The 26,289-nt window shown below is 53.0% G+C and carries 23 protein-coding genes and 1 pseudogene; 17 read left to right on the top strand and 7 right to left on the bottom strand.

Features of this window, described 5'->3' with window-relative positions; translation table 11 throughout:
- Positions 1–32 precede the first annotated feature (32 nt).
- On the bottom strand, positions 33–722 hold the full coding sequence (locus O1Q74_RS12455; RefSeq protein ID WP_271873555.1) for an autoinducer binding domain-containing protein: 690 nt from the start codon (positions 720–722) through the stop codon (positions 33–35).
- Positions 723–1,577: 855 nt separating this feature from the next.
- Between O1Q74_RS12455 and O1Q74_RS12460 the strand changes: the two genes are divergently transcribed.
- Together O1Q74_RS12460 and O1Q74_RS12465 are read left to right on the top strand one after the other, a co-directional pair.
- Positions 1,578–1,796 carry a KTSC domain-containing protein gene (locus tag O1Q74_RS12460; RefSeq protein WP_271873556.1) on the top strand — a complete coding sequence of 73 codons (219 nt, stop codon included), beginning with the start codon at positions 1,578–1,580 and terminating at the stop codon, positions 1,794–1,796.
- Between the two features lie 218 nt (positions 1,797–2,014).
- A complete protein-coding gene (locus tag O1Q74_RS12465) occupies positions 2,015–2,371 on the top strand; it encodes a hypothetical protein (protein WP_271873557.1) in 357 nt (118 codons plus the stop codon).
- Here the strand turns inward: O1Q74_RS12465 and O1Q74_RS12470 are convergent.
- Positions 2,372–2,515: pseudogene (locus tag O1Q74_RS12470) on the bottom strand (IS3 family transposase); the annotation flags it as partial. It abuts the gene before it with no gap.
- A 213-nt stretch (positions 2,516–2,728) separates the two neighbouring features.
- On the opposite strand from O1Q74_RS12470, the gene O1Q74_RS12475 reads away from it, so the two are divergent.
- Positions 2,729–4,228 (top strand): SulP family inorganic anion transporter, encoded by a 1,500-nt coding sequence (locus O1Q74_RS12475; RefSeq protein WP_271873558.1) that lies wholly within the window; start codon positions 2,729–2,731, stop codon positions 4,226–4,228.
- A gap of 271 nt (positions 4,229–4,499) precedes the next feature.
- Here the strand turns inward: O1Q74_RS12475 and O1Q74_RS12480 are convergent, their stop codons facing one another.
- Genes O1Q74_RS12480 through O1Q74_RS12490 form a run of 3 tightly spaced genes read right to left on the bottom strand, consistent with a single transcriptional unit; the run spans position 4,500 to position 9,503 of the window.
- Entirely contained in the window at positions 4,500–7,583 is a 3,084-nt protein-coding gene (locus tag O1Q74_RS12480; protein ID WP_271873559.1) for an efflux RND transporter permease subunit, read from the bottom strand.
- Positions 7,583–8,665 carry an efflux RND transporter periplasmic adaptor subunit gene (locus tag O1Q74_RS12485; protein WP_271873560.1) on the bottom strand — a complete coding sequence of 361 codons (1,083 nt, stop codon included), beginning with the start codon at positions 8,663–8,665 and terminating at the stop codon, positions 7,583–7,585. Before O1Q74_RS12485 ends, O1Q74_RS12480 begins: the two co-directional genes overlap by 1 nt.
- Before the next feature lie 22 nt (positions 8,666–8,687).
- Complete coding sequence (locus O1Q74_RS12490) at positions 8,688–9,503, bottom strand: MipA/OmpV family protein (RefSeq protein ID WP_271873561.1); 816 nt, start codon at positions 9,501–9,503, stop codon at positions 8,688–8,690.
- Between the two features lie 169 nt (positions 9,504–9,672).
- On the opposite strand from O1Q74_RS12490, the gene O1Q74_RS12495 reads away from it, so the two are divergent.
- The 3 genes from O1Q74_RS12495 (at position 9,673) to O1Q74_RS12505 (ending at position 12,747) form a co-directional block, all read left to right on the top strand.
- Positions 9,673–10,362, top strand: coding sequence for a response regulator (locus O1Q74_RS12495; RefSeq protein ID WP_271873562.1), 690 nt, complete (start codon positions 9,673–9,675; stop codon positions 10,360–10,362).
- Positions 10,363–10,370: 8 nt separating this feature from the next.
- The gene (locus tag O1Q74_RS12500) at positions 10,371–11,594 is read left to right on the top strand and encodes a sensor histidine kinase (protein WP_271878907.1); all 1,224 of its coding nucleotides are present in this window, start codon (positions 10,371–10,373) and stop codon (positions 11,592–11,594) included.
- A 319-nt stretch (positions 11,595–11,913) separates the two neighbouring features.
- On the top strand, positions 11,914–12,747 hold the full coding sequence (locus O1Q74_RS12505) for a transporter substrate-binding domain-containing protein (protein WP_271873563.1): 834 nt from the start codon (positions 11,914–11,916) through the stop codon (positions 12,745–12,747).
- Between the two features lie 33 nt (positions 12,748–12,780).
- Here O1Q74_RS12505 and O1Q74_RS12510 read toward each other — a convergent pair whose 3' ends face one another.
- A complete protein-coding gene (locus tag O1Q74_RS12510; protein ID WP_271873564.1) occupies positions 12,781–14,190 on the bottom strand; it encodes an MmgE/PrpD family protein in 1,410 nt (469 codons plus the stop codon).
- Positions 14,191–14,340: 150 nt separating this feature from the next.
- Between O1Q74_RS12510 and O1Q74_RS12515 the strand changes: the two genes are divergently transcribed.
- The 8 genes from O1Q74_RS12515 (at position 14,341) to O1Q74_RS12550 (ending at position 21,551) form a co-directional block, all read left to right on the top strand.
- Positions 14,341–15,018, top strand: coding sequence for an amino acid ABC transporter permease (locus O1Q74_RS12515; protein WP_271873565.1), 678 nt, complete (start codon positions 14,341–14,343; stop codon positions 15,016–15,018).
- A gap of 8 nt (positions 15,019–15,026) precedes the next feature.
- Positions 15,027–15,692 (top strand): amino acid ABC transporter permease, encoded by a 666-nt coding sequence (locus tag O1Q74_RS12520; protein WP_271873566.1) that lies wholly within the window; start codon positions 15,027–15,029, stop codon positions 15,690–15,692.
- A 96-nt stretch (positions 15,693–15,788) separates the two neighbouring features.
- Complete coding sequence (locus O1Q74_RS12525) at positions 15,789–16,565, top strand: amino acid ABC transporter ATP-binding protein (RefSeq protein WP_271873567.1); 777 nt, start codon at positions 15,789–15,791, stop codon at positions 16,563–16,565.
- Positions 16,566–16,593: 28 nt separating this feature from the next.
- Positions 16,594–17,511, top strand: a complete 918-nt coding sequence (locus O1Q74_RS12530; protein ID WP_271873568.1) for an aminotransferase class IV — start codon at positions 16,594–16,596, stop codon at positions 17,509–17,511.
- Positions 17,512–17,599: 88 nt separating this feature from the next.
- The gene (locus O1Q74_RS12535) at positions 17,600–18,274 is read left to right on the top strand and encodes an isocitrate lyase/PEP mutase family protein (RefSeq protein ID WP_271873569.1); all 675 of its coding nucleotides are present in this window, start codon (positions 17,600–17,602) and stop codon (positions 18,272–18,274) included.
- A 14-nt stretch (positions 18,275–18,288) separates the two neighbouring features.
- Positions 18,289–18,417 carry a hypothetical protein gene (locus tag O1Q74_RS12540; RefSeq protein ID WP_271873570.1) on the top strand — a complete coding sequence of 43 codons (129 nt, stop codon included), beginning with the start codon at positions 18,289–18,291 and terminating at the stop codon, positions 18,415–18,417.
- Positions 18,418–18,981: 564 nt separating this feature from the next.
- A complete protein-coding gene (locus O1Q74_RS12545) occupies positions 18,982–20,349 on the top strand; it encodes a cystathionine beta-synthase (protein ID WP_271873571.1) in 1,368 nt (455 codons plus the stop codon).
- Positions 20,350–20,393: 44 nt separating this feature from the next.
- A complete protein-coding gene (locus O1Q74_RS12550) occupies positions 20,394–21,551 on the top strand; it encodes a trans-sulfuration enzyme family protein (RefSeq protein WP_271873572.1) in 1,158 nt (385 codons plus the stop codon).
- A gap of 387 nt (positions 21,552–21,938) precedes the next feature.
- On the opposite strand, the gene O1Q74_RS12555 is transcribed toward O1Q74_RS12550, so the two are convergent.
- Entirely contained in the window at positions 21,939–23,027 is a 1,089-nt protein-coding gene (locus O1Q74_RS12555) for an NADH:flavin oxidoreductase/NADH oxidase (protein ID WP_271873573.1), read from the bottom strand.
- Between the two features lie 183 nt (positions 23,028–23,210).
- Here O1Q74_RS12555 and O1Q74_RS12560 point away from each other — a divergent pair, with 183 nt between their 5' ends.
- The 3 genes from O1Q74_RS12560 to O1Q74_RS12570 all read left to right on the top strand — a co-directional run bounded on the left by O1Q74_RS12560 (position 23,211) and on the right by O1Q74_RS12570 (position 26,137).
- Complete coding sequence (locus O1Q74_RS12560) at positions 23,211–23,420, top strand: ArsR/SmtB family transcription factor (RefSeq protein ID WP_271873574.1); 210 nt, start codon at positions 23,211–23,213, stop codon at positions 23,418–23,420.
- Between the two features lie 144 nt (positions 23,421–23,564).
- Positions 23,565–25,112 carry an FGGY-family carbohydrate kinase gene (locus O1Q74_RS12565; RefSeq protein ID WP_271873575.1) on the top strand — a complete coding sequence of 516 codons (1,548 nt, stop codon included), beginning with the start codon at positions 23,565–23,567 and terminating at the stop codon, positions 25,110–25,112.
- Positions 25,109–26,137, top strand: coding sequence for a 2-hydroxyacid dehydrogenase (locus O1Q74_RS12570; protein ID WP_271873576.1), 1,029 nt, complete (start codon positions 25,109–25,111; stop codon positions 26,135–26,137). Before O1Q74_RS12565 ends, O1Q74_RS12570 begins: the two co-directional genes overlap by 4 nt.
- The last annotated feature ends 152 nt before the right edge of the window (positions 26,138–26,289 follow it).

Consider the following 26,289-nt stretch of genomic DNA (forward strand, 5'->3'; position numbering starts at 1 on the left):
TCTCCTACCGGACCATAGTAAAAAATGTGTAATTACGCATCAAAAAAACCTTGACACGCAGCCTGAGTCAGGGCTTGTTTTATATTCGTCACATGAAATTTTTTTAATATACTCATGACATGAAACCTTACCGTTCTTTCGCTTATACTACATATTATTGATATCTCACCATAGGTTTTCCCTAACCCCAATAATTTTAACACTTCGCACTCCCGGGGAGTAAGATTAACGTTACAACACTCCTCTGCCTCTGATATAATATCTTCTTCAAAGCATTTTAAAAGTAGCATTTGAATTTTAGCTTCTTTTTCTCTTAACTGGTTAATAAAATTCTTATCGTCACGTCGATTACATATACTTAAGACAGAAAAAAAACCATCATTCCGATGAGCAACAAAGCACACCCCACTTAAAATAGCAAATTCCCTTGCCTCCTCAAATATCCTGCCACATTCACCACCCCATAGAAATGGGGATATTTTACATTTCGCCTTTTCAATCACAGGATCAAAATTATAATATCTATTTTCTAAATAAATATCTTGCCATTGCTTAGGGAATGTAGAAATCAATTTAACACTTTGATTTTTTTTATTTAATCGCATATAAGAATAGAAATCTAGGTGATTAAGTATCATTTCACATTCTATTAACTTAACTATATTATAGTCAGACCGAGCAGTTATTGACTTCTCATTCAAATAAGAACATTGAATATCCATATAACACATCCCTTGCATTATTTTCCTAATCCAAAATTAACTCATGACAATAAAAATGTCAATAAAACTTGAAAACATTACCTTGTATTTATTTTCAATGCATATAAATACAATGTAATTATTTTACACAATTATTTTCTTGAATTAATTAAGTCATGTTTTATAGCATGTGATAATTGTTAATGCCTCTAACTAAATAGCTATTTAGTGGCGGTCATTCTGGTGGTCTTGACAGAAAGATAACTCAGGTTTAGCTTATTTATTAGCCCGTTACTGGCAAAGGCGATCCCAGTCAGAGGATTTTCATGCTGCCTTTCGAATCCCTATGTGATTCAGATTCAATAGGGTTGCCGTCAACAAGCCAATCCCAGGCACTTTGGACACTATCTGTCAATCAGGTTGAGTCTGGAGGCATAACTGAAGATCGTGCTCAACCTGTAAAATCTGCTCTTCTTTATACCTGTCGTTCTTCCAGTCGACGACTGATACTTCGGCGCACAAAAGGTGAAAGTTCATTTTCAGCATCCTCAAGTATTGTTGGCACGCTTTTATACAAAGCGCTCATTCCTGTAGGGATACAAAATCCTAATTCGGATAACATTGCCCGTAAGCTGTTACTGGTAGCAGTGCGTTGTCTAATACACAGGTTACGTTCAGTATGAAGGGCAATAAGCAAGTGGATGAATCCCCTCCATTGAACAAATTCACAGCATAAAAATGATAAACCACCGATTTTACTAACCGATCCGCCATAAATTTGATACATACTCAATAAATAAGTATGATCATCGACAATGCATCATGTAGTAAATCTTTGATAATTTAATCTTATTTTACGCTGGGGAGGAATGAGCATTGCAGCGACAGCAGGTTTCATCGTCACGAATTTATTCCATTGGGTACGATCCAAAGACGCACAACCTTGAGATAGAATTTCATAATAAAGATCTCTATCAATATGTCGGCGTCCCTGAATCTATCTATAAAAAATTTATTTCTGACGTTGTAGTCTCTAAAGGTCGTTTCTTTGATGGCGTGATAAAAGATAAATTTTTATGCCTAAAAATCAGATAGATAAAAATTTATCGGTCATAACGTCGGTCATTGTCGCCGTTCCTTAGCGGCAATGTAAAACGTAGCTTTGCGACACATCACTTTGTCATTTAATCAACCAGCCGCCCTACAGCATCACAACTAATCATATGAATTAAACATATATCTAGGTGGTATCTTCTCCATAACATCCCTTCAAATTGTGAGAGTATCAATCCCGTTTAACTATAGGAGTTCACATGGTCACGTCAGATATTCAGGGGGCTAATATTTTATTTGCCCAAGCCAGTCAGTATGCTACTGCGCCAGATGAAAATACTTTCTCAATGGCACTTGAGAAGGCAAAGGATAGCGGGCAGATCTCCAGGCACGAACCCAGCGCCAAAGTTGAACCTCAGCGCTCGAAAGCAGCACAGGAGTTTATGGACTGGGTCTCCATGTCTCATGAAGAAAGATTATTTTTCTCCGTACTTGCGTCCATGGGAATATCCAAGGAGCAATATGAAGCAATGCCATTAGAAGAACGCATGGCGTTAGATCTCAAAGTACAAGAGCGTATAAAAGAAATGACGGATCAAAGCCTACAGATCACGTAATGACAGCAAGTCAAGAACAATAGCGAGATAAAACCCGCCTTTATCCGTACGCAGAGAAGTGATGTCGTCGATCCATTTTTGATTCGGGTAGATAGCGTAAAAGTCCTGCTTTAGCAGGTTTTCTGACACTGGCAGCCCGTATTCAAATTGGTCGGTCTGAGCTTCCGCACTGCTTCGCCCGCGGTCTCTGACGACACAGACACCAAGAATAACGTGGTGACTCGCGCAGGTTGAGTTCACAAATTGCGGCAGCGGCGCCATCAATAAAGGGCAGTATCTTTTATACTGCCGATAATCTATCCTCTCCCGCCTTTTGTCATTGACCAATAATTAAGAAAAAGTAAGAGCCTGCACATTATGAACTCATCACTCAACGCGACACCGACGCCAGCGATCTCTGCGCCGTCAACCCTTGTTGCATTACGCTCTCCTTCGCTGCTGATGCGCGAGATTTTGGCGGGCACCATCACCGCGCTGGCACTTATCCCTGAAGTGATTTCGTTTTCTATCATCGCGGGCGTAGATCCGAAGGTCAGCCTGATAGCCTCCATCGTCTTGTGCTTCACCATGTCCTTCCTCGGCGGTAGGCCAGCAATGGTGACCGCTGCGGCGGGAGCCGTAGCGCTGGTCATCGGCCCGATGGTACACGGACACGGCGTAGCCTATATTCTGCCAGCGGTGATCATGGCAGGGCTCATCCAGATTCTGTTTGGCCTGACCGGATTGGCTAGGATGATGCGTTACATCCCGCGCTCGGTGATGATCGGTTTCGTCAATGCGTTAGGCATCCTGATTTTTGCCGCGCAGGTGCCGCATATTTACGGGCAATCCTCGCTTGTCTGGCTGCTGTTTGCGCTGACGCTCACGATTGTTCTGCTGCTGCCTTATGTGGTGAAAAGCATTCCCGCGCCGCTGGTCGCCATTGTGACGGTAACCGCAATCGCTATTTTTACCGGCATCACGGTGCCTAACGTCGGTGATGCTGGCCCCATGCAACCTGGATTGCCGGGTTCCACCCACTGGCTCGTGCCGTTTAATCTTGAAACGCTGCATATCATCTGGCCAACCGCGCTCAGTGTCGCCTTTGTCGGTCTGATGGAGTCGCTGCTAACCGCCAAACTGGTCGACGACATCACAGATACGCCGTCCAGCAAGCGCCGCGAGTGCTGGGGACTCGGCATTTCCAATATTTTCGCTGGGTTCTACGGCGGCATTGCCGGGTGCGCGATGATCGGCCAGACCGTGGTCAACGTGGGGTTAGGCAAAGCGCGCACGCGCATTTCCACTCTCGCCGCCGCCTTAGTGCTGTTGCTACTGGTGACCGGGCTGAGCGAGATTATGGCAAAGATTCCAATGGTGGTGCTAGCCGGTATTATGATGATCGTCGCAGTCAAGACGATGAACTGGCATAGTCTGCATCCCAGCACGTTGAAGCGGATGCCGCTGTCGGAAACGCTGGTGGCCATCGTGACAGTTATCGCCACCGTCTCGACAGGTAACCTCGCTATCGGCGTGGCGAGCGGCGTCATTTTCGCCATCCTGCTATTTGCGCGCCGCGTGGCGCACGTCATTCACGCGGAGCGTCAGATGAGTGAAGACGGGCAGTCGGTACACTACACGGTGCGCGGCCCACTATTCTTCGGTAGCAGCAACGACCTCTTCGAGCACTTTCTCTATGCGCAGGACCCACAGAACGTCACCATCGATCTGACGCACGCCCAAATCTGGGATGCCTCCAGCGTGGCAGCACTCGACGCGATTGAAACCCGCTATCATCGCTACGATGCGAAGGTCGCGATCGTCGGGCTGGATACCCATAGCGCTAAAATTCACCAGCGTCTATCTGGGCACATCTAAGTCACTCGGTGTTGACTCGGACGTCAACGTAAATAATCCACACGTCGCAGTGAGTAGAGTCAATACTAGTCTGGTGTCTGACACGGCCTGTTTACAAATCGCCGTCAACATCCGAATGTTGCCCAGCTAGAGTATCTGGGGGGATAGCCAACCGACGCCGTCGTGGCCTGAAGATCTGACTGCACGTTGATCGTTCAGTTGTCGATTAATAACATCGCTTCAACAGGCCGTGACCTCTCACCACTCGCGTCACGACCTGTCCAATACGCATTTATGACGAAGTAGAATTGACTGCTTTCCGCCCTTCCCACTGCATCAATAGGCTCAGCGCAGCAGGCAGTGCCAACAACGTCAGCAACGTCGCCACCATCAACCCACCGATAATAGCGTAGGCCATCGGCCCCCAAAACACCTGATGCGCAATCGGAATCATACCGAGGATCGCCGCCAGCGCGGTCAATACTATGGGTCGTGAACGATGGTGGGCGGCATTCACAATCGCCTCCCTGGCGGGCTGTCCATTTTTCACATTCAGATCGACCTCACCAATCAGAATAACGGCATTACGAATAATCATTCCCGCCAGTGCGATCGCCCCCAGCAGCGCCACAAACCCCATCGGCGTTCCGGTCGGCAACATGGCGGCAACAATACCGATCAGGCCGAACGGCGCAGTCAGGAATGCCAATACCATACGAGAAATATGCTGTAGCTGAATCATCAGTAGTACCAGCATCACTAACAGCGTCACCGGCAGTACCGCATACACCGAACTATTGCCCTTGTCAGACTCCACCGCAACGCCACCTTCCGTGATGTGATATCCCTCCGGTAACGAGGCGCGATAGCGTTCAATTTCAGGTGCCAGTTTTTTTGACAGTGCAGATACCCGCACACCCGATACAACATCCATTTGCACCGTAATGAACGGTTCGCGCTGGCGCCGCCAGATAATAGGGTCATCAATGCCGTAAGAAACCGTAGCAATCTGGCCCAACGGCACTGTGCGGCCATCCGAAATAGGGATTTGCAGATTGGCGATCGTAGCAACGTCGCGTCGTTCCTGCGGCGTGCCACGAATAACCACATCCACCAGCCGGTTTCCATCACGTACCGACGTTAGCGTTGAACCAGAAAATATCGCCGCCAGCATACTGGCTACATCCTGTGAACTGATGCCGACCGCACGGGCTTCCGTCTGATTAAGCACCACGTTCACCGAGCGTTCTGGCTCCCCCGCCGTCAGATTAACGTCACGCACATCGGCCTGATTTCCCACCAGACTGGCAAGCCCCTGCGCAATATCACGGACGCGATGAATATCCGGCCCCGCCACCCTATATTTAAGCGGCCAGCCCACCGGCGGCCCCAGTTCAAGTGCGGATACCCGCGCCACAATGGGGCTGAAATCCCGCGCAAGCACCTGATTCAATCGTGCCGACAGGCTGTCCCTCGCCTCAAGATTTTTTGCCACTACCACCAACTGCGCGATATTTTCGTGACTCAGCAGCACATCCATCGGTAGATAAAAACGTACGGCCCCCGATCCTACATACGTGGAAAAATGGTCAACATCGGGGTCGTTTTTCAAAACAGCTTCCAGCCGCTTTGCTTGCGCTTCCGTCGCCGCCTGTGAAGCGTTCGCAGGCAATGTCAGGCTGACCAACAGTTCCGGTCTGTCCGACGCAGGAAAAAACTCGCCCTCCAGTCGGGTGGCACCAAATAAGGCGACAACCAGCAGGAACACGGCGATGAGTAACGTCATTCCCCGGTTTTCCAACGCCCGTTGCAGCCACTGGCGATAAATGCGGCCAACCCGTCCCGGTTCGTTATGTTGGTGACGAAACGTTTTTGGCAACAGCCAGACACCGAGTAGTGGGGAAAAGAGAATCGCCACGATCCAGGAACTCAGTAAGGAAATCAACACCACGACAAAGAGTGAAAAACAGTATTCGCCCGCACTTGATGAGGCAAATCCGACGGGAATAAACCCGGCAATCATCACCAGCGTCCCCGTCAGCATGGGGAAAGCAGTGCTTTCATAAGCCCAAGCCGCCGCCCGTTTGCGATCCCAGCCCTCTTCCAGCCGCGACACCATCGCCTCTACTGTAATCATGGCATCATCCACCAACAGCCCCAGCGAAATAATCAGAGCCCCGAGCGAAATACGCTGTAAGCCGATACCGGTTATCTCCATGCCAATAAAGGTCATCGCCAGTACGATCGGGATGGATGCGGCAACGACCAATCCGGCGCGGCTACCAAGAGAAACGAACGATACCGCTAACACAATGGCAATGGCTTCCAGCAGCACTTTGATAAAGCCGCCGACCGCACTTTTTACCACTTCCGATTGATTAGCCACACGCGTCATTTCAATCCCATGTGGAAGCTGCGTCGCAATCATGTTCATTTTATCGCGAATAGCCTGACCGAAATTGAGCATGTTGCCAGTGGGTGCCATAGAGATTGCCAGCCCAATGGCTTTCTCACCATTCACCCTAAACGTCGGCGACGGCGGTTCCGCCGTTTCACGACTAATCGTGGCAATATCGGTCAGCGGAACAAATTTCCCACCAATGCGTAAGGTAATCTGGCGTAGGCTTTGCTCGGAAGTGTATGCACCGCTGACGCGTACGGCGACCTTCTCATCATCGGTGCGAATAATGCCCGCAGGCGTGACCGCATTCTGCGCCTTAAGTGAATCGATAACCTGTTGCGGATCTAACCCCAATCCGGCCAGCCGTCGGGGCGAAAACATCACCACAATTTGCTCTTCTTCCACGCCCAGCATGTCAACCTTACCAACATCGGGCACACTCAATAAGGCTGAGCGAATATCTTCGACGCGATCACGCAATTCCCGTGATGAAAAACCCTCGGCGGTAAAACCGTAGATCGTACCAAACGTATCGTCAAACTCATCATTCACGGCCGGTGAGCTGACGCCATCAGGGAGCGAACTGGTGATGTCCGTCATTTTCTTACGTACCGTATACCAGATATTCGGCACGGCAGATGGCGGCGTATCGTCACGCAGGTTAACGAAAACCACCGCTTCCCCGGCGCGGGTATAGCTCTCGACATAATCGAGATATGGCGTTTCCTGTAGTTTTTTCTCCAGTTTATCGGTAACGAAATTGACCGTATCGCTCACTGTCGCACCCGGCCAGGCCGCAGACACCACGGCAGATTTGATGGTAAACGCCGGATCCTCATTGCGGGGCAAACGCTGGTAGCTCATCACGCCTGCAGCCATAATCACCAGCATCATAAACGCGACAAACTGCTGATGCGCTAACGCCCAAGCGGACAGGTTAAAGCGTACGCGAGTGGGGTGTTGTTCCTGTGACATCAGCGACGCTCCTCCTCATCCAGCCGAATTTTCTCATCTGGTCGTAATTTACTGACGCCAGCAGTGACCACACGATCGCCTTGTTTCAGCCCCTCAGAGACGAAAATCGTCGTATCGCTATAGCGCGCAATGCTAACCGGCTGTAAACGTACCGTCTGGGTTGCCGCATTCACGACGTACACCGCAGGCTTGTCCCCTTGGCGCGTAAGCGCAGATGATGGGAGTTCAATGACCGTGGCGTCAGACTGTTGTATCGCGCCATTCACGCTGGCACCCAATACCATTGCGGCTGGAGGCGAGGTTAACGTGATCCTCACCCTGAAGGTTCGCGTGACAGGATCGGCCTGCGGGCTGATATCACGCACGCGTCCCTCAGCCTGAACACTCGGTTCAGACAGTAGTGAAACGCGGATAACGCGAGAGGGAAGCGACAGATTAACCAGACGCTCCGGCACATCAAACACCGCATCGCGTCCGCCGAGGGAGGCCAACCTGACCACCTCCTGCCCGGCGCTCACCACCTGACCCGGGTTCGCACTGACCGTTGTGATGACACCGTCCTGTGCCGCGGTGAGCTGTGTATAGCTAAGGCGCTCCTGAGCCCCTTTCACCGTCGTCTGCGCACTTTCACGGCGGGAAACGGCCGCGTCCCAGTTTACCTGCGCTTCATCAAGTTGTACTCGCGCAATCGCCCCGCCCGGTACCAAGGCTTGCATACGGGAGAAATTGCTTTTCGCCAGACGCTCAGCCGAAACTGCGCTGGCTAAATCTGCCTTTGCGCTACGTAACTGATTTTCGCTGTCACGTGCGTCAAGCGTCGCAATGACATCGCCGCGCTTCACGGATGCACCGACATCCACCAGACGATTAAGCACGCGCCCATCCAGGCGGAAACCCAGTGCCGTTTCTTCGTGCGGGCGAATCTCTCCCGTTAACGTAACAGGCTCACTGCTCATAGCAGGCATGACCATCAGCGTTTTCACTGGCCTAGCCGGCGGTGGCGCGGGCGCATCATCGGCGCTGTCGCACCCGCTCAGGAATACGGCTGACAGCAGGCAGAAGGCAACACGACTAACCATCATCACAACCTCTCATCAAATGGCATCAAAATGAATACAGAACGGCCAGGGTTGCGCCGGTATTGCTTCGCCGCTCCACCACCTGACTATCCGCCACCTTGTCGGTGAGCCAGGTTGAGGTCACCGCCACGTTAGTTGACCACGCGGGGCTAAATTGATGCGTCCAGCTCGCCCCTAGCGTATAGCCGTAGATGCCTTTATCAGCACGATAAGCGGCAAAGCCAGAACGACGACTCTGCTGCTGCGTCACACCGTAATAGGTTTGGTTATAGCGGGCATCCCCTATCAGCATATCCGCCGACAGCGCCAGCACGTCATCCTTTGTCGTCGATTGCCACACCGTGCTCTTTGCCCCGACGCGATATTGATTTCCCCTTTTTGTCTCACTCAGCGCCAACTCGCCGCTCGCTTCCAGCGCCAGCCACGGGGCAAACTGATACCCCGCCGTGACAGTGGTAATCACCGAACCCTTTATTTTTCCCATTCCTTTCAATCGGCTAGACCCAGAACGCCATTGGCTGTTTTTGTCATCTCTTCCCATATCGTACCCCACCGCGTTATCAAAATAAAAACCCGAAGGAGACTGGTATTGCCAGCCGATACCGCGCGAAACATCCGCATAAAGTGCACCACGCTGCACGGTCAGAACGGGCAGCGCAGTGGTTTGACGATATTTGCTCCCCATGTAACGCGGCGCGTTCTGCGCAACGACACCGACGGTAACCTCAGTATGATCGCCCCAAAATGAGGCGGGAGCATCTTCCGCCATTGCACCAAATGCCATGCTGGACAGCGCGGCGGTAGACAGGCAGGTGGATAAAATCATTTTTGTTATGTTCACACAGCACCTCTTTTTACGCGGTAATCGTACATCCGCAGTATCTCCCCGAATGGTCAATCCACATTTTTCAGTACAAGAGTTATTGGATTTTCATCACCGTGGCGGATTATGCTGATGCATAGTCAAGAAACGCTTTGTGGTTTTTTAAGATTTCATCAAGAGGTTCGCGATGGCGGAAAAACGGGTATTGATTATTGAAGACGATCTGGATGCTGCCAGCGTGCTTGAAGCCTATCTGCGGCGTGATAGCTATCAGGTTTCTATCGCGTCTGACGGACAGCGGGGTCTGCACATGGCACTGACCAGCAAACCCGATTTGATTCTGCTGGATGTAATGCTGCCGAAAATGAACGGTTCCGAGGTGCTGTCCGCCCTACGGCAGCGCAGTAACATTCCAGTGATTATGGTTTCTGCTATCGGTGACGAACCGGAAAGGATCGGCGCACTGCGTTACGGTGCGGACGATTATGTCGTCAAGCCTTATAATCCGCAGGAGGTGGTGGCGCGGGTACAGGCCGTGCTACGACGAACGGGCTATACGGTCCGCGAAGACGCCATCCTGACATTCGAAAATCTCTCGGTTGACCCGACCTCCGTGACGGCCAGCATTGCCGTTTCGCCCTCAGAATCCGTCGTTCTCGACCTGACGCCAACCGAATTCAATATTCTGGTGACGCTGCTCAAAGCGCCGAACCGCGCCTTCACCCGTGGAGAATTGCTTGAAGCCTGTCTACCAGAAAGCGAGGCGCTGGAACGTGTAGTCGATACCCATGTCCACAATCTCAGGAAAAAACTCAACCAGCACAACATCATCAATGTGCTCGTCACCGTGCGTTCCGTCGGCTATCGATTCCGGTGAGTATGATGATGAAAAAATCGATCTTTCTGTCAGAAAAAATGTCGCTGTGGCGCTGGCTGTGTTTCCACATCATTTCTCTGCTGCTTGCCGCCGTCGTTATCATATCAAGCCTGATGTGGCTACGTTTCGCCGTCAACAACCTCTACGTTAAACAGCAAATGCCCGTAGAAGTGCAAACCGAATTTCAGCAATTAAGCGAACGGAAAGACTACGCGAACCCACGCTATCAGCAAATTATCAATCAGTATTACGGCCCGGATTTCTTCGTGCCCAATATTGCCAGCAGAGACTGGTTGATACTTGCCATCATGGTGATCATCACCTTGCCCACAATGGTGATAGTAGTGTTGTGGCGAGCGCGTCCGCTGTCGCAGCAATTTTCCAATATCGCCAGCGCAGCACGCGACGTGGCACAGGGAAAGTTCGATACCCGCACCCAGCGCGTCGAGCAGGCACCGATGGAGCTTATCACGCTGGCGGACGATTTTAATAACATGACGGCACAGCTCGAACGCTATGAACGGGAACTGCGCGAATCCAGCGCGGCGTTGGCTCACGAACTGCGTACACCGTTAAATGCGGCAATGGGCCGCGTTCAAGGCATGATTGATGATGTCTTCCCGCGGGATAAATCACAACTGACGATGGTCATTAAACAGCTCGAACAGCTCAATCACGTGATTCAGGATCTGCACTTCCTATCACTCGCCAGAGCCGGACAGTTGCAACTGGTTCACACCCCTTTTTACTTCGACGAACTCATTACAGAGCGGCTAACGTGGTATCGACCCCAGCTAGAGCAAGCCGGATTTCAGACCCAGGTTGATATCGAACAGAGCGACTTTTGCCTTGCCGACCGCGAACGGTTAGGACAGGTATTCTCTATCTTGATCGAGAATACCTTAAGCTACGCCAGCGACGGCCGCTATCTGGCGATTGATGTACACGAAACGAGCCTGCGAGAAAACGTCCCGTGCTGGCAGATTACCGTTGCCGATCGCGGTCCAGGGATTGAGCACGAATCGCTACCTCTGCTTTTCGACCGCTTCTGGCGTGCCGAGCATTCACGCGGAAGACACTCTGGCGGCAGCGGGCTGGGGCTCTCCATCGCGTCGGCCATTATCACCGCGCATGGCGGTACCATTAAGGCTGAATCTCATCCGAAAAGTCATGGGGAACGCGGCGAGAATGGCGGACTGATTATCATCATGACCCTGCCACGTACGGCATGAAAAAACGATATACCGTCAGCAATGACCAATAACGAAAAAGCATAGCTAAATTATTGCTATGCACTGCACCGTGCAAAAAATACACCGAATAGCGGTACGGCCAACCGTTCAGAGGACACAATAACAGGCACAACCCCAGTCACGACGCCCTCCGGCAAGAAAACAGGCCGTTCGATAACACCGCGCCTTGCCTGACAATCATTATATTTATCTGGAATGAGATAAGACGAAAAAAACTAATTTCGCTATAAGTATTTCGCTACCCTGCATGAGCGAAACATATCGCCTCGATTAAAATTCAACCATCAGGGTAATGATAATGAAACGTTCTCTTCACCAGGTAGTCATGGCAATAACGCTGATTAGCGCGGCCTTCTTTAGTCAGGCTACGGAAACGCAAATCTCAACCTGGCAACACATCAAACAGACCGGTGAGTTACGTATCGGCGTGGCACAGGGTGAGCCGTGGTATTTTAAAAACCCGTCAACCGGAGAATGGGATGGCATCGGCTATAACATCGGCAAAGAACTGGCAAAAGACCTTGGGGTAAAACTGGTGACGGTGGAAACCACATGGGGCAATGCCATTGCCGCCTTACAAACCGGCCAGATCGATACCATGCTGGTGCTCGACCCAACGGAAGAGCGGAAAAAAGCGGTCGATTTTCCTGAGCAACCTTTCTTTTGGTATGCGCAAGGCGTGTTGATTCGCGATGGCATTACGGTGACCAACTGGGACGACCTCAATCGGGAAGATGTTAAAATCGGCGTCACGCTGGGTTCCAGCCCAGACCTGATTCTGACCAAACGTCTGCCAAAGGCCCAACTGGTACGCTTCCCAAATATGGATGAAGGCGTCGCCGCGTTTTATGCAGGCCGCGTCGATGCACTGTCTTACTTCCATCCTGCGCTGGCGCTGCAACAGGCTAAAGTCGGCAAAGGCAATCTGATTCTGCCGAAACCGATTATCGAAGTCAGCACCAGCGGAGCCATCCGTAAAGAGGACGATCAGACTTTCCATAACTTCCTGAATGACGAGTTTGCCAAACTGTATCAATCCGGCAAGACGCAGCACTACTATGAACAGGCTCTCAAGCTACGCGGCGTGGACGTCAGCAAAGTGCCGTCGGTCATTAAAGAAGACTGGAAATAAGCCAAGCGGCTAAAGCGACAGTCCTGGACGGATTCAGGCCATCTGCATTAGCGGGGTCAGCAGCGCGGCGACATCCTGACATTGCTCAAGGTCGGATAACGCCGCCGTTGCCTCCGCAACCGTTGCTGGGACAAATCGGGACGAGAGATTCTCCGCAAATTTATCCATAATACGGCTTTCCGCTAGCGGGTGTTCTGCGCACCCCAGCGGAAACGCAATGCGCTCACCGCTCACTACCTTTCCCCGCGTGACAACATCAACCTGCAACACTGGCCGACGTGCCTGCGCCATAAGTTGGTCGAGTTCAGGAGAAACCTCAACGTGAACCTTATCGGCCAGCGCCAGAAGTTCTGGATTGGTTAAGGTGTCATCCGCACTCCAGCGATGGCGCGGAATCCGGTAGGCCAGACACGCCAGCGCAAACGGCAGGCTGAACTGCGCGTCCGTTGCATTTTGCGGTCGCGTATCCATAAAGTCAGCGGCCAGCCTCTGGCTTCCTTTTACCCGAACAACGTCAATATCCTGCGGTGACAGCGCCAGCTCATGCTGTACGCCCTCGAAGGATTCCAGTGCGGTATGTATCCAGCGACAAGCCGGATACGCTTTGAAGCTGGCGTGCTGGATGGCCCACTCCTCTCCTAATCCAGTCAGCAATGCCGCTTCATCAAAGCGGTCAGATCCCATCATGCGCCAGAACCCTTGCTCGCCGGACAGCACATCTCTTGGGCCGATAATCCCACCGCGATGCAGCTCTACCCCACGGACGCCGGATTCTGCCGCTGGGGCGTTGTAATCTTTGAAAGACACCAGCGGCCGCTGCTGCCAATTGTATTTGTGCAGGCTGGGCAACGGCGTCAGCGACGCTGCCAGACCGATGGCGTTCTCTAATCCTGCCGCATCACACCCCGTCAGTAATCCGTAGGCTACCGCCGCGCCGATGGATTCATGCTGGCATACGCCATAAACCTGCTGGAAACGCGCCGGACTCGGCTGTTGAGACTGAATGATCCGGCCATTGATTTCATACGCCGCCGCCAGCGCGCAAATCAGCGCACCGCCGTCGATCGGCTCCGAGCCAACTGCTGCCAGCGCGGCGGCAACCAACGAGGCACCGGGGTGCCCCATACCGCGTCCGGCAACCTCATAGCCATCATCGTAATCCAGCGCATTGATCGCCGCCGCATTCAAAAACGCCGCGCCGATGGCCGCCAGCGGCGCACCGCCATCCAATACTGGACGGTTACCTGCGGCGTAGTGCAGTCGGGTGACACGTGCGCAGTCCCGCACCACCTGACTGTTTGCGCCTGCAATGCCACAGCCCAGACTGTCGATAAAATGCAGCGCGATTTTTCGTCTTAACGCGGCGGGAACGTCCTGAATCGTCAACCGATGAGAAAAGGTCGCCAGACGCAGCGTCAGCGGTAATACGGCAGAGTGAGTCATCGAAAATTCATCATTGTTTATACATAAAAGGAATATTAGCACCACGTTTTATTATTTATTTATCATTTTTTCGACCTGCTAAGATGCATAGGTTCTAACAAAATAAGAAACGTATTTCCTAATTACGCACTTTCCAGGGGCAGTTTACTTATGTCGTATCAGTGGGATTTTTCCGCCATCTGGCCCTATCACCAGCTGCTGCTGGAGGGGCTATGGGGAACGATAAAGATCGGTGTTACCAGCATCCTGATCGGTATGCTAGCAGGCATGGTGCTCGCCGCGATGAAAATGTCGCCCCGGCGGCTCTTGCGTTTGCCCGCCGCGATGTTGATTGGTTTTTATCGTAATACACCCGCGCTGGTGCATTTTTTCTGGATTTACTACGCCCTGCCCGTCATTACGCCCTTAACCTTTTCGCCTTTTACTGCCGCTGTGATCGCGCTGTCTGCACAGTCCGGCGCATTCTATGCCGAGGTCTACCGTGGTGCGATTTCCTCCATTCACGCCGGGCAATGGGAAGGTGCCAAAGCGCTGGGCATGCCGAAATCGACGGCGCTACGTCGGGTTATTCTCCCACAAGCATTACGTCGAATGATCCCGCCCTTTATTGAGCGCTCGTTTGAACTCATCAAATCTACGTCGCTGGCGTCATCTCTGGCCTACAGCGAGCTGCTTTATCAGGCCATGCAGATCAACAGCCAAACCTACCGACCGCTGGAAGTCTACAGTTTGGTGGCGGTGATGTATTTCACCCTGCTGCTGCTGATTAGCCTGTTTAGTCAACATATTGAGAAACGGCTGTCGCTGGCAGACCGTCGGCTCGCGTAAGGAACATCATGCACTATCAATGGGATTTCTCGCTGGTCTGGCAAAATCTTCCCGTATTGCTGAAAGGCCTTGGCGTCACGCTCGAACTTTGGCTGCTGGCGGGGGTACTGGGTACGACGCTGGGGCTGGTTTTCGGTCTGTTTCGCGTGTTTGGCAAACGCTGGCTGTCGCTCCCTGCCAGGATCTTTGTCGAAATCTTCCGCAACACGCCAGTGCTAATTCAGTTGATCTGGTTTTATTACGCCTTCCCGGTTCTGGTCGGTGTGCAGTTCAGCACCTTTGCCGCCGCCGCACTGGCGCTGACGCTCTATAGCGCCGCCTACTGTACGGAGATTTTCCGCGCGGGGCTGCAATCCATCGACCACGGGCAGTGGGAAGGGGCGAAAGCGCTGGGCATGCGGCAGGCGGTGATCCTGCGGCGCGTGGTGCTGCCGCAGGTGTTACGCAACATGCTACCCGCCCTCACCAACCGGATGATCGAGCTGGCTAAGGTCACCTCGCTGGCCTCGATACTGGCCGTCAACGAACTGATGTACCAAGGGCGGCTGCTGAGCAGCACCTATTATCGTCCGCTGGAAATTCTGACGGTGGTGGCGCTGCTCTATTTCGTTTTGATCTGGCCGGGGAGCTACCTTGCCGCACGGCTTGAGCGTCGTTTCCGTTCCACCCCCTAGTCTGACTAGCACCACAGGATTGCTATGAGTGAAGCTATTAGTTTGAATGAAAATCGTGCTTTGAATGAAAATCGTACTTTGAATGAGACTAGTACGTTGAGTGAAGATATCGTTCTGCGCATTCGCGGAATCCATAAGCGCTTCGGGGCCGTTGAGGTATTGAAAGGGATCGATCTGGATGTGCGACGCGGTGAAAAAATTGCCATCATCGGCGGCAGCGGGTCGGGAAAAAGCACCCTGCTGCGCTGCCTGAATTTCATGGAGATCCCCAGCGCGGGTACCATCGAACTGGATGGCGTCGTGTTGGGAAAAACCAATGCACAAGGCCAACGCGACTATCCGGAAAAGCAACTATGCGCCGTGCGTGAACGCGTCGGCATGGTCTTTCAGCAGTTCAATCTGTTCCCCCATATGACCGTGTTGGAAAATGTGCGTGAAGCGCTGGTGTCGGTGAAAAAAATGCCGCGCCATGATGCGGATGCCATCGCCAAAACCCAGTTGGAAAAGGTTGGATTGAGCAACAAGCAAGACGCACGTCCCGCCAACCTGTCTGGCGGCCAGCAGCAGCGCGTGGCAATTGCCCGTGCGCTGGCCATGTCGCCGGAGATCATGCTGTTTGATGAACCGACCTCATCACTGGACCCAGAGCTAGTGGGGGAAGTGCTGCACACCATCCGTGAATTAGCGGACGAAGGTCGCACATTGCTGCTGGTCACCCATGAACTGGGATTCGCCTACCACTTCGCCGACCGCGTCATCTTTATCGAGAATGGCGTGATCCATGAAATGGGCAGCGCCGAACAAGTGCTGAAAAATCCACAGCAACCACGTACACAGGCCTTTCTTGCCCGCTTTGCCGAGCGGGCCTTTTAATTCATCATTCACATTCAGGAACAGCAAAATGCAACCCACGTTATCCAGCCAAAGCAGTCAGGCCTATTTGCAGGATCCGCGTAATAACGACGTACAGGTGTATGTGAATGGGGAATTTGTTCATCGCGATAACGCGGTGGTGTCGATCTTTGATTCCGGGTACGTGTGCGGTGACGGCGTATGGGAAGGATTACGTTTGGTTAACAGCCGCCTGATCGCGCTGGATGCCCATCTGGATCGCCTGTTCGACGGTGCCGCCGCAATCCAACTGGATATCGGCCACAGTCGGGAGGCGCTGATCGATATTCTCTACAAAACGCTCGCCGTCAACGGCATGACCGATGGCGCGCATATTCGCCTGATGATTACCCGAGGGAAAAAACATACGCCGAATCAGGATCCCCGCTTTATTATCGGCGGCGCAACCATCGTGTGCGTGGCAGAGTATAAGGTCGTCGATACGGCGGCGAAAAAGCGCGGGCTGACGCTGTTTACCTCCACCTATCGCACCAGCACACCAGACGTCTTCGATCTGCGGCTGAACTCACACAGTCGTCTCAATCTTATTCAGGCGCTGCTACAGGCCTTGCAGGCCGGTGCCGATGAAGCGCTGATGCTGGATCCGCACGGTTTTGTCGCCAGTTGTAACTCCACCAATTTTTTTATCGTCCGCCGCGGTGAACTGTGGACGTCGTCAGGACGCTACTGCTTCAACGGCATGACTCGCCAGACCATTATCGCTCTCGCGCAGGCTAACGGGCTGAAGGTCAAGGCTCAGGATTTTACGCTGGCAGAAGCGCTCACCGCCGATGAAGCCTTTGTCACCGGCACGCTGGCGGGCATCACCCCGGTAAAAGCACTGGACGGTCGCCCATTTAACCCCGAACACCGCCCCGTTACCGAACAGCTCAGCCGCTGGTATGAGGCGTATTTACACGCGCAGTAAAATAGTATTTCAATGCCGTATTTATGGCGTACCGTCAACCAGATAGTTTATAACAGTAGAGTATGAAATCAGCCTTCATGAGAGCGTTATGAGCAACAAAAGTAGAGCCTTTCGCCTGCTTCACGAATCCGGGAATACCTTTGTCATTCCTAATCCATGGGACATTGGCACGGTCAGAATACTTGAAAGAATGGGTTTTACGGCTCTCGCCACAACCAGTGCCGGCCTCGCTTTTTCTCTCGGAATGACTGAAGGTCAGGTCCCCTGGCAACAGACAATTCATCATTGCCGGAGCATCGTGGCAGCGACCACACTACCCGTGTCAGCCGATCTTGAGAAAGGAATCGGTGACAGCCCAGATAGCGCCGCTGAAACCATTAGGATTGCCGTTGACGCCGGGCTTGCAGGCTGTTCTCTTGAGGATCATACTGGCCGACCAGAAGAACCTATCTTCGATTTAAGTCTCGCGGTCGAAAGAATGTCGGCAGCGGTTGAATCGCGTGATGCATGTGATCCACATTTCGTTATTACGGCGCGGGCTGAAAATTTCATGTGGGGTCATCAGGATCTTGATGAAACGATCCTAAGACTTCAGGCTTTCGAAAAAGCAGGTGCAGATGTTCTCTATGCCCCCGGCATTCACGATCTCTCGATGATCCACACCCTCTGCCAGTCGGTTAAAAAACCTGTCAATGTTGTAATGGCTTGCCCGGAAATGTTTACAGTGTTGAAGCGCTTTCACAGGCTGGCGTTCGGCGCATAAGCGTAGGTGCATCAATGGCTCGATTCGCCTATGGCGCATTTATTCAGGCAGCACAGGAAATCAGCAGTGATGGCACATTTTCTTATGCAAAACATGCCATCGGTTTTTCAGAACTTGAGGCTTTTTTTCGAATAACCACGTGATAATTGTACCATTAATTTTCCCAGCCCATTTCGCGGTACGTCATACGCTCTAGCTCAGCAAAAGGTGTTTTATATTCCCCCCAGTTCATAAATGAGTAATAGCGTGTCATTACTTCAAAACGGCTTGAGGCCTCTACTTCCCATATAAGTTTTGAATCTGGATGTAAAAATTTTTTAGCTACCTCTCCGCGTGAACACGCAAGACAGAAAGTCTGGCATCCATCAGGCTCGACCCATAGTTCATGTCTCAACATTCACCCTCTTTTTGAAAAAATACGCCACTATCATCGGCCAAATATTATTTGGCATAGATTAACAGTAATTTACTCTTCACTAATTGAATCAATGCTATAAGAGCAATCCTTACTTATATAATAAAGCGATTTGTTAAGCCTTTTCGCTGGCAGTCTATACACCTGCACCGCTACGCCTCTGCACATCCCTACGGCCAAACAGAGTATTATATTACTTAAATGCATTTTCTTTGGTGATTTACTTCGTTCATTTCCGATTTGTAGCAGATCTACTATGTCGCATCCGCTATTCCCGACAGAGTGACATGCTATGAAACGTGCTGAATCCGTTCTCGACTTCATCGGCCACACGCCGCTACTGGAGCTAACCCAGTTTGATACCGGCCCCTGCCGACTATTCGTCAAACTGGAGAATCAGAACCCCGGCGGCTCAATTAAAGACCGAGTGGCGCTGTCCATGATCGAAAATGCCGAGCAGCGGGGCTGGCTGAAACCGGGCGGCACCATCGTTGAAGCCACCGCAGGCAATACCGGACTTGGTCTGGCGCTGGTTGCCGCGCTGAAGGGCTATCGCCTGATTCTGGTGGTGCCGGACAAGATGAGCCGCGAGAAAATCTTTCACCTGCGGGCGCTCGGTGCCGAAGTGCGACTCACGCGCTCTGACGTCGCCAAAGGTCACCCTGACTATTATCAGGACTCTGCCCGTCGACTGGCAGAGGAAACGCCCAATGCGTACTACATCGATCAGTTCAATAATCTGGCCAATCTGGAAGCGCACTATCGCACGACCGGCCCTGAACTGTGGCAACAAATGGAGGAACAGGTTGACGCAATCGCCGTCGGAGTCGGTTCCGGCGGCACACTAGGCGGCTTGAACCGCTACTTCGCAGAGTTATCGCCGCAGACCGCCTTTATCCTGGCCGACCCCAGCGGATCGATTCTGGCTGACTACCTACAGCGAGGCGAATATGGTGAGGCCGGAAGCTGGCTGGTGGAAGGCATTGGCGAGGATTTCGTGCCTGCACTGGCCGATTTCACTCAGGTCACTCACGCTTACGCGATTGATGATGCCGAATCCTTCCACACTGCTCGGGAACTGCTGCGCAAAGAAGGCGTATTGGCAGGCTCCTCCAGCGGCACCTTACTGGCTGCCGCCCTGCGCTACTGTCGGGCACAAACCGAACCCAAACGGGTCGTTACCTTCGTTTGCGACAGCGGCAATAAATACCTGTCCAAAATGTTCAACGACTATTGGATGATTGAGAAAGGACTTATCACGCGTCCACCACACGGCGATCTGCGCGACCTCATTACCTATCGCCACGATGAAGGTGCCACGGTTTCAGTGTCACCTGACGACACGCTCAGCGTCGTGCATGCCCGTATGCGGCTGTACGACATCTCCCAATTACCCGTCCTGGACAACGATCGCGTCGTCGGCGTGATCGATGAGTGGGATCTGCTTAACAGTCTAAAAAACGATACCCAGCATTTTTCGCTGACCGCACGTGAGGCGATGTCCGATCAAGTCGAGACGCTGCCAAAAGAGGCGTCACCCGACCAACTGTTGGCGATTTTTGATCGGGGATTCGTCGCGGTGATTCTCGACGGCGAACGTTTTCTCGGTTTGATTACGCGCACAGATGTCCTGAACCACTGGCGGCAGATGCTCCGCTAATGCGTTTCTCACGCTGCTCTTTTCTTATCACTCAGGAGTAAACCATGCCTCAATTCGATACCCAAACCGTTCACGCGGGCTATACACCAGACAGCACCGGTGCGGTCATGCCCGCGATTTACGCGACCTCCACGTTTGCCCAGCCCGCGCCCGGTGAACATACCGGTTACGAATATTCGCGTAGCGGCAACCCAACGCGTGATGCATTGGAAGCAGCGATTGCCGAACTGGAAGGCGGAACACGCGGATTCGCGTTCGCTTCCGGTCTGGCCGCCAGTTCCACTTTGCTAGAACTACTCGATCACGGCAGCCATATCGTGGCCGTCGACGATCTCTACGGCGGCACGTGGCGTCTGTTAGAAAATGTCCGCAAACGCACCGCCGGATTACAGGTGACCTACGTTGACCCCACCGATCTCGCCGCACTGGAGAACGCCATTACACCGCAGACAAAAATGATCTGGGTGGAAACACCGACCAACCCGCTGCTGAAACTGGCCGATCTGACGGCCATCGCCGCGTTAGCTAAAAAACACCACGTCATCAGCGTCGCGGATAACACGTTTGCTTCGCCGGCAATTCAACGTCCGCTGGATGTCGGGTTTGATATTGTGGTGCACTCCGCGACCAAGTACCTCAATGGCCATTCAGACGTGATTGCCGGGCTGGCGGTGGTCGGAGATAACCGGGAACTCGCCTCACAGTTGGCCTATCTACAAAACGCGATTGGCGGCGTGCTCGATCCGTTTAGCAGTTTCCTGACGCTGCGCGGTATTCGCACACTGGCGCTGCGTATTGAACGCCATAGCCAGAGCGCGCTTCAACTGTCGCACTGGCTGGAACTCCAGCCACAGGTCGAGCAGGTTTACTATCCGGGGCTGCCAAGCCACCCGCAGTACGCGCTGGCGCAGCAGCAGATGCGCGGTTTTGGCGGCATGATCTCTGTGCGGCTAAAAGGCAACGAAAACGATGCCCGTGAGGTCATTAAACGCACGCGGTTATTCACACTGGCAGAAAGCCTGGGCGGCGTAGAAAGCCTGATTAGTCAGCCCTATTCCATGACGCACGCTTCCGTACCGTTGGAAAAAAGACTGCAAAAAGGGATCACACCACAGCTATTGCGTTTATCAGTGGGGATTGAAAATGTGCAGGACTTGATTGATGACCTGTATCAGGCACTGAATGCGAACAATATAAGTTAATGAAACAGGCGGCATCTGCCACTCATAACATTAGGAAACGTCAACCAACACGTATCGTTTATGGTCCCGATCTTCACGGCGTAAAAATTATGCTGAGGTGAACATGAACGCCGAGTGAGCGGCAGGACGTCGCGAAAGTCAGTGCCGCGTAGGGAACGCGTCACTGAGGGCCTGAAAGGCAGATATGGGCAACGAAGGGAACGCGTTAGCGGCATCATTCACGCCAAAAGTCAGGGTTCTGAGAGCGCCCAGCGATTGGGCACCCTCAGTCGGGCGTGATATCAGAGCTACAGAAAAATAGCCCCGTTTATCACCACGAAACTCAACTATTTCTTATATTGGCATGCATATAGCTGCCACAGAGAGATTGATCCGCAATGACAGGGATTAATAGCGCTCCAGCCAGTGGGCGTAAGGCGTTGGCAGCGTCCATGAAGCGCGTTCGATGCCCAGTTCGCGAGCGGCCTGATAGCTCCAGTGCGGGTTCGCCAAATGCGCTTTACCCACCATCACCAGATCCAACTGACCTGATGCCACAGCCTGCTCAGCCAGTTCCGGCGTGCCGAAGCCCCAGGCGGAAGAAACAGGCAGATCGGCCTGCTCGCGTACCTGTTTAGCTATCGGCCCCATAAAGGCCGGTGCCCACGGAATTCTCGCTTCCGGCGTAGAGAACCCGATGCTGACGCTCAGCATATCCAGCCCTGCGGCTTTAAAGCGACGCGTCAGCTCAATGGATTCCTGCAAGGTTTCTTCATCACGTCCGTCAAATTCAATCACGCCGAAACGGGCGGTCAGCGGCAGGTGCTGCGGCCACACGTCGCGAACGGCAGCCAGCGTTTCCAGCAGAAAACGGCTACGGTTGTCAACACTGCCGCCGTACTGATCGTTACGCTTGTTGGAATGAACGGAGAAGAAACTCTGTGCCAGATAGCCATGAGCGAAGTGCAGCTCCAGCCATTCAAACCCGGCTTCCAGCGCGCGGCGCGCCGCAGCGACAAAATCATCACGAACACGGGCGATATCTTCCAGCGTCATTTCCTGCGGCGGTTTGGACAGGTTCGCGCCGAAAGCTTCAGCGGTTGGGGCAATGGTCTGCCAGCCGCGTGAATCGCCAGCAGGGATATGGTCATCGCCTTCCCAGGGAATGTTGGCGCTGGCTTTGCGTCCAGCGTGGGCGATCTGAATTCCCGGCACGGCACCTCCCTCCTTAATGGATGTGGCGACCCTGGCAAACGCCTGCGCCTGCTCATCGTTCCAAATTCCGGTACAGCGCGGAGAAATGCGACCTTCGGGGGCGACCGCCGTCGCTTCCACGATAACCAACCCGGCACCGCCGCGCGCCAGCGAAGCATAATGCACCTGATGCCACTCATTAATCAGGCCATCATTCGCGGAATAGGTACACATCGGTGGAACGGCAATGCGGTTGCGTAACGTAATCTCTTTCAGTTTGAAGGGTTGAAACAGTGCGGACATAATATTTCCTACCTTGTCTAGTTACTTCGATATTTCGATATTAATCGAACAATGGATTTTAGACAACCCTATCGCTATAATTCATCTATGAGACCTTTTAAGCACCCATCTCCTGAAGAATTTACTCTTGAGCGCGTCCTGTACGCCTTGAGCGATCCGTTACGCTTATCCATTGTGCGTTGTTTGTCCATACAAGAAGAAGCCACATGCAGCGAACTTGACGGCGGCCGCCCGAAATCCAGCGTATCGCACCATTTTCGCGTGTTGCGCGATTCCGGCTTGCTGCATACCACTAACAGCGGCACCACGCACATCAACCGGTTACGCCGCAGCGACATGCAACAGCGCTTCCCCGGCCTGCTTGACGCCATTCTGTCTCAACCCGCAGAGTAAGTTTTTTCCCGCCATTGCTTTTTATCCGCTATTCCACTCTCTTGCTATTTCAATATTGACGCTTTGCTTTGCATTTCTATGAATATAGCGGCCGTCATTTTTCCATTATTCTGGTGCTGATACAGGTTTTATGAGGCAGCGTGGATGGATTACTACATTGGCATTGATATCGGGACCTCAAAGGTCAAATCGGTGCTATTCGATGCCGATTTCAACGAACTTCAGATTGCGTCGGCCAACACCGTTACCGATTCTCCACAGCCTGGCTATGCTGAACAAAATATGCACCATGTCTGGGTCGGTGTACTTTCCACCCTAAAAACGCTGGCCGCTTCGCCGCTGCTTCATCACGGGCGTGTGCGGGCCATCGGGCTGGCCGGTCAAGGTGAGGGCGTCTGGCTGAGCGATCGCCACGGGCAACCGGTACGGCAAGCCATCCTCTGGAGCGATACCCGGACGGCAGAACAGGTTCATCAGCTTAAACAGCGCCCGAATCTGGAAGCGGCGCTCTTTCCCGAAACCGGTTCTCCCCTGCTCCCGTGCAACAGCGCGCAGCAATTACGCTGGCTGGTACAGCACCAGCCAGATTCGCTAGACGACGCCGATTACTTCTTTTTTGCCAAAGACTGGGTACGCTTTCGACTAACGGGACAGGCGAATCTGGAGTTGACGGACGCCGGTACGTCGCTGCTGGATCTGCATAGCGAAACGCTGTCAAAAACGGTGCTGGATAAGCTCGACTTACATGCGATCAAACCGCTTTTACCACCGTTGCTCTACTCTGATGATATCGTCGGCACGCTCAGCGACGCCGTCGCCGCACAAACGGGTCTGCCTGCGGGAATCCCCGTCTGCGCAGGCGCACTGGATGTGTCTGCCGCCGCACTGGGCATCGGTGCCATTCATGACGGCGACATTTTTACCATTCTTGGCACCACCTGCTGCACCGGCATTGTGTGCCGTGGTTTAACGCAGGTGAGTTTGCAAACCCGTTTTGTCGCGCACGCCTGGCCGGGCCACTATCTCAACCTGTTCGCGATGCAGTCCGGCACGCCGAATATCGACTGGGCGCTGAACGCGCTGGCTGACGATGCCGACTTTCAGACTATCAACGCACGTATTACCCGCGTACCTCCTGGTAGCGGCGGCGTGTTCTATCAGCCTTACCTTAATGGCGAGCGGGCGCCGTTTTACAGTACCTCAGCACGAGCGGGATTTTTTGGTATCGAGCAATCCACGACCAACGCCCATTTACTGCGCGCGGTCTTTGAGGGACTCGCCTATGCGATTACCGATTCGCTCAGCGGTTACCCTGCCCACGGCGATCTCTACATCGCCGGTGGTGGTGCCGCTTCAGAGATTTGGCTGCAAATTATCGCGGACTGCACCGGACGGCGGGTGATCGCCAGCTCGGTCAAAGAGCTAAGCGCATGCGGCGCGGCGCGCCTTGCCGCCTTATCCATCGGAGAAAGTGCCAACCTCGTTCCCGCCATCAACGCGCAGGCGTCAACATTTCTCCCCGATGCTAACGCCCATCAGCACTATCAGACACTGTTTCCGGTTTTTCGCCAGTTGCGCGACCAGCTACAGCCGCTCTGGCAGGCGCGGGCTCAGGCACTTAATGCACTAGAGAACCACAGCGCAACGCAGTCGTACACAACGCCTACCTCACAGGAAAGTCTTGCCTCATGAAGATTGTATTTACCGCCGAATATGGCGGCAGCCTTGATGCCTTTCAGGCGTTGGGGGAACTGGTTGTGGACGGCTGGGCCATCGGTCAGCCCAAACTGGGCGAAGCGGCGCTGATTCGACTGGCGGAAAACGCCGATGTCATCGTCACCAGCTATGACGACATTACCGCCCGCGTCATTGAGGCTTGCCCTCACCTGCGGCTCATTGCCTGTACTCGCGCCAACCCGGTAAATATTGATATCGAGGCCGCCCACCGCCGAGGCATCCCGGTGCTTTACACGCCCGGACGCAATGCTGATGCTGCCGCAGAATTGACGCTGGCGCTGATGTTGAATGCCGCACGCCACATCCCTCAGGCCCATAGCGCACTAAAACGTGGGGAGTTCACGCGCGAAACCGACACCGCCTTACAGACGCAAAACGGGTTACGGCAGGATGTGGTGTGGGACGTAGACAAACACAGCCCGTATGAAGTTTTCAAAGGCGGCGAACTGCGAAACAAGACGCTCGGCCTCATCGGCTATGGCAGTATCGGTCGCCGTGTCGGGAAACTGGCACGCGCCTTCGGTATGCAACTACTGATTGCCGATCCGTATATCGCCGCCGAAGAGATTGATGAACCGGGCATGCGAAAAGCCACGCTGGATCAGCTGTTTTCGCAATCCGATTTCGTCAGCCTGCATCTGAACAGCACACCGCAGACCAAAGGGCTGGTCAACCTCGACAGACTCAGAACCATGCGTCCCACCGCCTATCTGATCAACACCTCGCGTGCGGCCGTGATTGTCGAAGCCGACCTGATCGCAGCGCTACGCAAAAAGTGGCTGGCAGGTGCCGCACTTGACGTTTACGACAGCGAACCGCTCTGGCGTCATCACCCGTTCATTACCGAATTTGATAACGTGGTACTCACACCGCACATTGCTGGCGCGACGCGGGAGACGCTGGTGAAACACACCGCGATGATTGCTGCCGACCTACAGCGCTTCATTCGCGGTGAACCACTGCTTTACGAATGGAAATAGACTCGGCACTGATCTTTACTCTAAATAATTCGAGTTGCAGGACAAAACGTTAGCGTTTTGAACAACGCAAGGCGTTGACCCGTAGGGCGAGGCTCATTTATGCGCCTCGTAACGCGGCAAGAGAAGGAGTCCCGATGAGCTTACTCAAGTAA

The organism is Pectobacterium sp. A5351, from assembly GCF_028335745.1.
In the GTDB taxonomy this organism is placed as follows: Bacteria; Pseudomonadota; Gammaproteobacteria; order Enterobacterales; family Enterobacteriaceae; genus Pectobacterium.

What these genes read in the sequence shown, in the direction of transcription:
- O1Q74_RS12545 (WP_271873571.1), top strand. Translation starts at nt 18,982, where the DNA reads ATGAAACGTGCTGAATCCGTTCTCGACTTCATCGGCCACACGCCGCTA.
- O1Q74_RS12520 (WP_271873566.1), top strand. Translation starts at nt 15,027, where the DNA reads ATGCACTATCAATGGGATTTCTCGCTGGTCTGGCAAAATCTTCCCGTA.
- O1Q74_RS12475 (WP_271873558.1), top strand. Translation starts at nt 2,729, where the DNA reads ATGAACTCATCACTCAACGCGACACCGACGCCAGCGATCTCTGCGCCG.
- O1Q74_RS12505 (WP_271873563.1), top strand. Translation starts at nt 11,914, where the DNA reads ATGAAACGTTCTCTTCACCAGGTAGTCATGGCAATAACGCTGATTAGC.
- O1Q74_RS12510 (WP_271873564.1), bottom strand. Translation starts at nt 14,190, where the DNA reads ATGACTCACTCTGCCGTATTACCGCTGACGCTGCGTCTGGCGACCTTT.
- O1Q74_RS12495 (WP_271873562.1), top strand. Translation starts at nt 9,673, where the DNA reads ATGGCGGAAAAACGGGTATTGATTATTGAAGACGATCTGGATGCTGCC.
- O1Q74_RS12565 (WP_271873575.1), top strand. Translation starts at nt 23,565, where the DNA reads ATGGATTACTACATTGGCATTGATATCGGGACCTCAAAGGTCAAATCG.
- O1Q74_RS12455 (WP_271873555.1), bottom strand. Translation starts at nt 722, where the DNA reads ATGGATATTCAATGTTCTTATTTGAATGAGAAGTCAATAACTGCTCGG.
- O1Q74_RS12570 (WP_271873576.1), top strand. Translation starts at nt 25,109, where the DNA reads ATGAAGATTGTATTTACCGCCGAATATGGCGGCAGCCTTGATGCCTTT.
- O1Q74_RS12500 (WP_271878907.1), top strand. Translation starts at nt 10,371, where the DNA reads ATGAAAAAATCGATCTTTCTGTCAGAAAAAATGTCGCTGTGGCGCTGG.
- O1Q74_RS12540 (WP_271873570.1), top strand. Translation starts at nt 18,289, where the DNA reads ATGGCTCGATTCGCCTATGGCGCATTTATTCAGGCAGCACAGGAAATC.
- O1Q74_RS12550 (WP_271873572.1), top strand. Translation starts at nt 20,394, where the DNA reads ATGCCTCAATTCGATACCCAAACCGTTCACGCGGGCTATACACCAGAC.
- O1Q74_RS12465 (WP_271873557.1), top strand. Translation starts at nt 2,015, where the DNA reads ATGGTCACGTCAGATATTCAGGGGGCTAATATTTTATTTGCCCAAGCC.
- O1Q74_RS12485 (WP_271873560.1), bottom strand. Translation starts at nt 8,665, where the DNA reads ATGATGGTTAGTCGTGTTGCCTTCTGCCTGCTGTCAGCCGTATTCCTG.
- O1Q74_RS12515 (WP_271873565.1), top strand. Translation starts at nt 14,341, where the DNA reads ATGTCGTATCAGTGGGATTTTTCCGCCATCTGGCCCTATCACCAGCTG.
- O1Q74_RS12530 (WP_271873568.1), top strand. Translation starts at nt 16,594, where the DNA reads ATGCAACCCACGTTATCCAGCCAAAGCAGTCAGGCCTATTTGCAGGAT.
- O1Q74_RS12535 (WP_271873569.1), top strand. Translation starts at nt 17,600, where the DNA reads ATGAGCAACAAAAGTAGAGCCTTTCGCCTGCTTCACGAATCCGGGAAT.
- O1Q74_RS12555 (WP_271873573.1), bottom strand. Translation starts at nt 23,027, where the DNA reads ATGTCCGCACTGTTTCAACCCTTCAAACTGAAAGAGATTACGTTACGC.
- O1Q74_RS12480 (WP_271873559.1), bottom strand. Translation starts at nt 7,583, where the DNA reads ATGTCACAGGAACAACACCCCACTCGCGTACGCTTTAACCTGTCCGCT.